Genomic DNA, 6,729 nt, shown 5'->3' with positions numbered 1-6,729 from the left:
GCTCTCTGTTTTTTCTGTTTTTCTCTATCATTTTTATCACCTGCTTCTATTTTACCACTTTTATCGAAAAAAGCCCAGCGAAAGCTGAGCTTTTTCGACAGGCTGAAACGCCCTGCTTTAACCGGCAGGGCGTTTATTTTTGCGATATAAAAAACAGGCAGAGTCTTTGCTCTGCCTGCCTACTGATTATGTATTATCTGAATTATTTGTATCTCTTGTTTTCGTTTCTTGAGTGTCTTGCCTTTGAAAATCTCTTTTTCTCTGCAAACACAACGAAAGCAAAGGATGCTGCCATAACAGCTGCGATAATTATAAACCATTTTACAAAATCACCGTTGTTCTTAACATCTGCGCCGATGCTTGCAACGCCTGCGTTTGTAACGCTCTGCATAGCTTCGTTAGAAGTCTTGGAAGCCTCTGTGATAACCTCTGTGGCAGCCTGTACTGTTGTAGGTGCCTCTGTAGGAGCTTCTGTTGTTACTTCTGTAGCCTCTGTTGTAGGTGCTTCTGTTGTTGCTTCGGTTGTCGGAGCCTCTGTTGTTGGTTCCTCAGTTGTTTCCGGCTCTGTTGGAGCTTCTGTTTCCTCTATAACCTCAGCCTGCTCAGCTTCGTTTCCTTCCATGTAAGTCTCTTCAGTAGATTCAATGTTAATCTTGAAGTTTTCTGCGGTCTCGCTGAAGAGCAGGTCGTATGTAGCCTGGTCAACCTCGCCTGTTACAGGGAGAGATGCAACATACTGGAATGTTGAAACAGCTTCCTCAGTTACTTCTCCGTAGAAAGTTGTAACCTCTCCTTCGAAGTATCCCAAATCTTTAAGTCTCTGCTGAATAGCAGTAACCTCTGTGCTGAAATCACCGTATCTGTATATGCCGTCGTCTACAACCTCAGGCTCTGTTGGAGCTTCTGTTGTAGGAGCTTCTGTTACCTCTTCGGTAGGAGCTTCTGTTGTTGGTTCCTCGGTTGTCGGCTCTTCTGTAGTCTCCTCTGTGGGAGCATACGGAGCGCTGTCGGAGAAGAGAATCTCCATATCTGTACCTGCGATACCGTCTACAGTAACGCCTGCAGCTGCCTGGAATGCTTTGTAAGCTGCTTCTGTTACGCTTCCGAAGTAACCTGTGATATCCTCATGGAAGTATCCAAGCTCTTTAAGTCTTTCCTGGATTTCAATAACCTTCTGACCGCTTGAACCCTTTGAGTAATACTCCTGTGTACTTCCTGAATTGCCGCCTGATGATGAACCGCCGTCAGCAACGCCTGACATGTTCTCAGGAACCTTATCAGATGCGCCGTCGCTTCCGAATGTGTAGGTAACGCCGTCAATTGTTCTCTGGGTGTTTGTTATGTACTCACCATTTTCATAGTAGTAATAACCACCGTTGAACTCTTCCCATCCTGTTGTAGGATAAGTAACGCCCGGAACTGTACACCACTTTGTCCAATTCATGCTGTAAGCGTTTGAATAACATACGCCGTATGCGGAACCTCTTGCGTCAACGGACATGTCATTACCAACATAAACGCCGATATGACCCGGTTTCCAAACTGCAAGGCCGTGAATATTAGGAATTCCGTCACTTACATAACCGATTTTGTCAGAGTTTTCAATAATGTCAACTCTGTATCCGCCCGCATATGAATAAATCAAACCGGAGCAGTCAACTGCACCCGGAGAAGCTCCACCCCAAACATAAGACCATCCGCTGTAATAAGCATTTAGAGCCCACTCTGCAAGGCCTACACCTGTGCCGCTGGCTCCCGCTGTGATGGAAGTGATTACAAGAGTAGAAGCAAGTACCGCCATAACGAGGATTACAGACACGGCTTTCTTAAGATGCGCCATCGGACTCAAACCTCCTTACTTATAGTAGATTTTTACTGTTCCAAGCTGTATTACCTAAGGGTTACATCAGATTACAACTTGTAACAATGTTGTAATTATTATAGCATGTCCACCTTTTCATTTCAATACCTTTCATCTAATTTTCACCTTTAGAACATAATTCAAATTGTGCTATTTATTGTTTTTACACTGCATTTTTTGCCCTAAATTTGACAATTAGCACAAAAAAAGTGGAATTTGTATTTATTTTTAGACCTTTTCACGATTTTTAAATGAAAAATTTTCAGATAAAAATATTTTCAAAACTTTAAATTATTTATAAAATTTTGAACGACTTACACTAAAAAGTAAATCACTTTTCCAAAATAAAACCGCCTGCCGAAAGACAGACGGTTTTGAGGTTTATCAAGGGCTTACTAAACTTTTTAAAATTTCTTTCATCTCTTCAATTATTTGTTAAGGAATAAACAATTATTAGGTCATTGCCTGTTATTTCATATATTCCCGGTTTAAGCTGTTTTGTTTTCTCATTTTGGAATATCATTTTTTCAATATCATTACTGTTCATAAAAAAGTAAAACTTTGTCACAATAGTTCCGTCAGAGAGTGTTTCCGCCTTTGAGTCAATATATGTTCCTTTGCAGGGAATATACCACAAAACAACACCGCTTCCGTTATCATTATAATAATCACAAAACCAGTATCCGGAAACAAGGTCAGGGAAATTGTTTAATTCAAGAGAGCCGTTCATCAACATATCACCGTTAAAAATATCGGTTAATTCTACTGTTGAAAAATTATTTATATTCGGGACAGCAATTTCACCTGCACCATCTATTACTATGATTACATTGTATATATCATTATAATAAGCTACGCCTCCGCCCATGTATGTGTCCTCGTCCAATCGGTTTTTTAAAGAAATCTCGACAGGTGCAGATGTGTATTTCTTTATTTCCTGATTATCTACTACCTGATATATATCATTTGAACTGTACTGTAAAAATACATTGCCGTTGACTACCGCTATCTCCTTTAAGTCATCATTGTAAGGCGCTGTATAGGTCATATTAACAACCGTTCTCGTTTCTGCCGTTTTTATATTGTATTCATATAATCTTACGGTGTTGGTTGTCTCTCCATTATTATTGTTAAAAACTGCTTCGTTATCTGAGTAATAAATGCAGTCCTTGTTGAAAATATCATAGGTAACAACATTATTCATAACTCTACGGTCTGTGTCTGTAAACTCATGTGAAATATCCGCAAGCATTTCATATTCATTGTTTTGTGTGTCAAAACACATAACTTCATTATAATTCAAATAATACAGCTTATTATCAAGCAATATATCAAGGCTTATTTGTTCATATTCATAATCGCCGATTCTTTTCATCGGAGAAACTGTAAGTTTGTCCTGCGGTATATTATAAGCCATTAAATCAACAGCTGCCCCGTGTTCGTCTGTTGAAGCATAAAACAGTACATAGTCATCTGCAAGACGATATTCCATATCGGTTTTAAAGTACTTGGCAATAAGCTTGTTTTCTTCCGTTTCAAAGTTATAGCAGTAAAGGCACACATCGTAAGCCGGGTCAAACAGAGTATAAACCATTGTATTTCCCGATACTCCTATAAACTCGTTAAGCTCTTTGTCCACCAGAGAATACCAGTCCATAACCAATGACTTTTCCATTTTTGAAATTACCTTATCAATTCCGTTAGGAGTAACTGCTTCTGCAAGAGATATGACAATTTCGTCAGTCTCTGTGTTTCCTTCATTTTCACTGTCGCTTATTATCTCGAATATAGGGTAATCTGCAGCTTCATACGGATATATCTCAAGAAGATTATAGCTTCCCTGCACCGTAAGCTCAACCTTTAAACCATCAAGTACGCAATAATAAGTACCGCTGTCCTGAGAATAAACCAAATCCTCGGATATTTCGGCCATACCCGAAATATCAAGCATTGATGCGGAAACCATATCGCAAAAATCATTGAAATCGGTAAGCAGACTGTTGTCGGCACAGTAAACCCAAGCTTTGACAATATGTCCTGTTTCCTCAGTGACATCGATGTTTATGCCCACGGTTTCATAAAGTCCGCCGCTGCTGAAATCTATAGTATATTCCTCAATTTGAGAATACCATAAATCAGAAACTATACGCACCGGGTTTCTGAACATATCTTCAACCGTAACTCCAAGCTTTGCCTTGCTTTCTGCGTCCAGATTTGTACCTGTGTATTTTTCCACATATTTTATATACTGCTGTTTCAGATTTCCCTGAAATTCAAACAGTGTTAAATCCGTGGTTGAGTAGCCTGTATAGCTGTCTGTAATTACCCTTTTTTCTGTATAGTATCTTTCCAATGGCTTTACCGAATATTCTGTACTTTTAAACTCAATTACAAAGCCCTCGTCCTCAGAGGTAAGCTTCAGCTGTTCTGTCCAGTAGGCTATGGCATTTTCGCTGATATCAGAAATGGTAATCTTCAGCAAATCCTCCAAACACTCATTTATATTATCCTCTGCAGAAAAATACAGACTCCAATCACCGTACTTTGCTTCGCATTTCAGCACTCTGTTTCCTGAAAGGTTAATTTGAAAATTATAATTAATATCCTCATCTATTAAAAATCCGTCGGTAAAATTATTTTCATCATTAACCGCAGTGTTCCATAATCTTACAAAATCAGAATATGATATATATGCATATTCTGACTGTACCTGTTCAGCCACACTTTCATGCTGATGAACATTATTTATACCATTTTCGCTGCCGTTACATCCCTTTACGAGAAATACAATCAATGCAATTAAAACAATAAAGGCAATGATTATAATTAAGCTTTTCTTTTTTACTTTTCTTTTTTCCTCTTCTTCTAATGAATTATAAGAAAAAAGTTTCTTAAAATAACCGTCTTTTTCTTTCTCTAAAACCACTCTTTCTCCGCAGTTTCCGCAGAAAAGAGCGTTTTCATCTAAAGTATATCCGCACTTTTTACAACTTTTCACAGATTTCACCCCTATTCCACTTTTACCACCGTGTTTTAATTTACCTTTGTTTTCAAAGAAACGCCTATGCAAAGGAATACAACAGCCAAAATTAAAAACACAAACACTAATGCTATAAAAATATTCGGAAGCATGAGCAAAAATCCGTCATATTTTGACGGAAAGATTTCGTAAACAGCCCTTGATGGTCTATTGCTTATTGCTATAGGAATACACATACCACATATTAAAGTCAAAACTATAAATACTCCGGACAAAACAAACCAAACTTTATGCTTCATAATAAATTTTCCTTTCCTTATTCCTTAGAAATTCGAAATTCCGAACACAGTCCTGTCTTAATTTCCTTAGGTTTTACCCAAATATTATGTTTGTCATATTTCGTAAAACTCACTCCTCTTTATTTAATAGTTTAATTTCATTATATCAGAAACGTTCTGTTTCTTCAATAGTTATTTTAGAAACTTATCGTTTTATTTGTGGCATTTACCAATAAATTATTTGTATAATGATTTTATACAGAGGTGGAAACAATGAAAAAAAGCCAGCATATATTGCCACAAAGATTAAAAGAACTCCGTAAAGAAAACAATTTAAGTCAGTATAAATTAGCTGAGGAACTTGGAGTGTCAAGAGGTCTATTAAGCAATTATGAACAGGGAAGCAGAGAACCCGACTTCAATACTCTTATGCTCATTGCTGATTATTACTGCGTTTCCCTTGATTATCTTATGGGGATAACCAACGTAAAACAAAGATTTTTAAGTACACAGGAACAAAATGAATATTATATGATTTTTGAGGACATCGCTGGTTTGGAAAAAGAAAGTCTTAATGAGCTAAAAAAATATATCGACCTTTTAAAAATCAGGGATGATTTGTACCGTACAGAGAATAAAAAATTATCCGAATCAACTTCAAAAAACAATATTGAAGCAGGCTGATTTTATTTATAAATTTATATCACATAACAAATAAATAAAAAGGTTTATAATATCACAAAAGGGTTGCCAATGTCAGCTTTTTACATTGGCAACCCTTTTTGTTGTTGCATAACTATACCGCTTGATAAAAATTAAATTAAACCAAAACCGCCTGCTGAAATCCGGCAGGCGGTAATTTTTGTTATTTAAAAGTTGAATTAGGCTTTTTATTTGTATAATTTTCCAAAAGACTGCGCATTTCCTCTATTCTTTCCGGGGAACATTCGCTGTATTTTCCAAAAGGAAATTCAATATTCAACGCTTTGTACTTGTCACTGCAAAGCTTTCTGAAAGGCAGAAGCTCTATTTTTTTAACACATTTAAAGTCCTTTACAAGCTCCCAAAGCTTCGATATATTTTCCTGACTATCATTAAATCCGGGAACTATAACCTGTCTTATCCATGTGTTTATTTTTTTGTTTTCCAGCACCTGAAGAAATGACATAACCTGCTCAAGAGTTGTGCCGACGTATTCTTTGTAGCTTTCAGTGTCAGTCATCTTTATATCAAGAAGCACAGTATCGGTAACGTCTAAAAGCTTCAAAACCTTTTCATTGAGAATACATCCGCTGGTGTCAAGACAGGTGGAAATGTTTTCCTCTTTGCACAGCTTAAAAAGTTCTGTGACAAACTCTGCCTGCAAAAGCACTTCTCCTCCGGAAACGGTCACTCCGCCCTTTTTTCCGAAATATGGTCTGCATCTTTTTATCTTTGCAAACACCTCTTCCGGTTGGGCGTAAATAGTTTCCTTTGTGTCAAACTCCCAGGTGTCGGGATTGTGGCAATAGGCGCATCTCAGAGGACAGCCCTGCATGAATACGACAAATCTCACGCCTGGGCCGTCCACCGTGCCCATAGATTGGAAGGAATGTATTTTTCCTAACATA

5 protein-coding genes are annotated in these 6,729 nt (G+C 37.6%); 1 reads left to right on the top strand and 4 read right to left on the bottom strand.

The genetic code is table 11. From position 1 onward, the window contains the following. Positions 1-202 precede the first annotated feature (202 nt). The 3 genes from B5F08_RS08865 to B5F08_RS08855 all read right to left on the bottom strand — a co-directional run bounded on the left by B5F08_RS08865 (position 203) and on the right by B5F08_RS08855 (position 5,140). Positions 203-1,840 carry a C40 family peptidase gene (locus B5F08_RS08865; RefSeq protein WP_087378431.1) on the bottom strand — a complete coding sequence of 546 codons (1,638 nt, stop codon included), beginning with the start codon at positions 1,838-1,840 and terminating at the stop codon, positions 203-205. A 445-nt stretch (positions 1,841-2,285) separates the two neighbouring features. After that, entirely contained in the window at positions 2,286-4,859 is a 2,574-nt protein-coding gene (locus B5F08_RS08860) for a zinc ribbon domain-containing protein (protein ID WP_087378429.1), read from the bottom strand. A 35-nt stretch (positions 4,860-4,894) separates the two neighbouring features. Beyond that, on the bottom strand, positions 4,895-5,140 hold the full coding sequence (locus B5F08_RS08855) for a hypothetical protein (RefSeq protein ID WP_087378427.1): 246 nt from the start codon (positions 5,138-5,140) through the stop codon (positions 4,895-4,897). Positions 5,141-5,392: 252 nt separating this feature from the next. On the opposite strand from B5F08_RS08855, the gene B5F08_RS08850 reads away from it, so the two are divergent. Further along, the gene (locus B5F08_RS08850) at positions 5,393-5,803 is read left to right on the top strand and encodes a helix-turn-helix domain-containing protein (protein WP_204245180.1); all 411 of its coding nucleotides are present in this window, start codon (positions 5,393-5,395) and stop codon (positions 5,801-5,803) included. A 181-nt stretch (positions 5,804-5,984) separates the two neighbouring features. Here the strand turns inward: B5F08_RS08850 and pflA are convergent, their stop codons facing one another. After that, entirely contained in the window at positions 5,985-6,728 is a 744-nt protein-coding gene (gene pflA, locus B5F08_RS08845; RefSeq protein ID WP_087378425.1) for a pyruvate formate-lyase-activating protein, read from the bottom strand. Between the last annotated feature and the right edge of the window lies 1 nt (position 6,729).

It is taken from the genome of Anaeromassilibacillus sp. An172, assembly GCF_002160515.1.
Taxonomy (GTDB): domain Bacteria; phylum Bacillota; class Clostridia; order Oscillospirales; family Acutalibacteraceae; genus Limousia; species Limousia pullorum.
The sequence above is the reverse complement of the archived record's forward strand: the minus strand, read 5'-3'. Positions and strand labels throughout refer to the sequence as shown.

Excerpts from the sequence above, each read along its gene's own strand:
- B5F08_RS08855 (WP_087378427.1), bottom strand. The coding sequence starts at position 5,140 with ATGAAGCATAAAGTTTGGTTTGTTTTGTCCGGAGTATTTATAGTTTTG.
- B5F08_RS08865 (WP_087378431.1), bottom strand. The coding sequence starts at position 1,840 with ATGGCGCATCTTAAGAAAGCCGTGTCTGTAATCCTCGTTATGGCGGTA.
- B5F08_RS08850 (WP_204245180.1), top strand. The coding sequence starts at position 5,393 with ATGAAAAAAAGCCAGCATATATTGCCACAAAGATTAAAAGAACTCCGT.
- pflA (WP_087378425.1), bottom strand. The coding sequence starts at position 6,728 with ATGTTAGGAAAAATACATTCCTTCCAATCTATGGGCACGGTGGACGGC.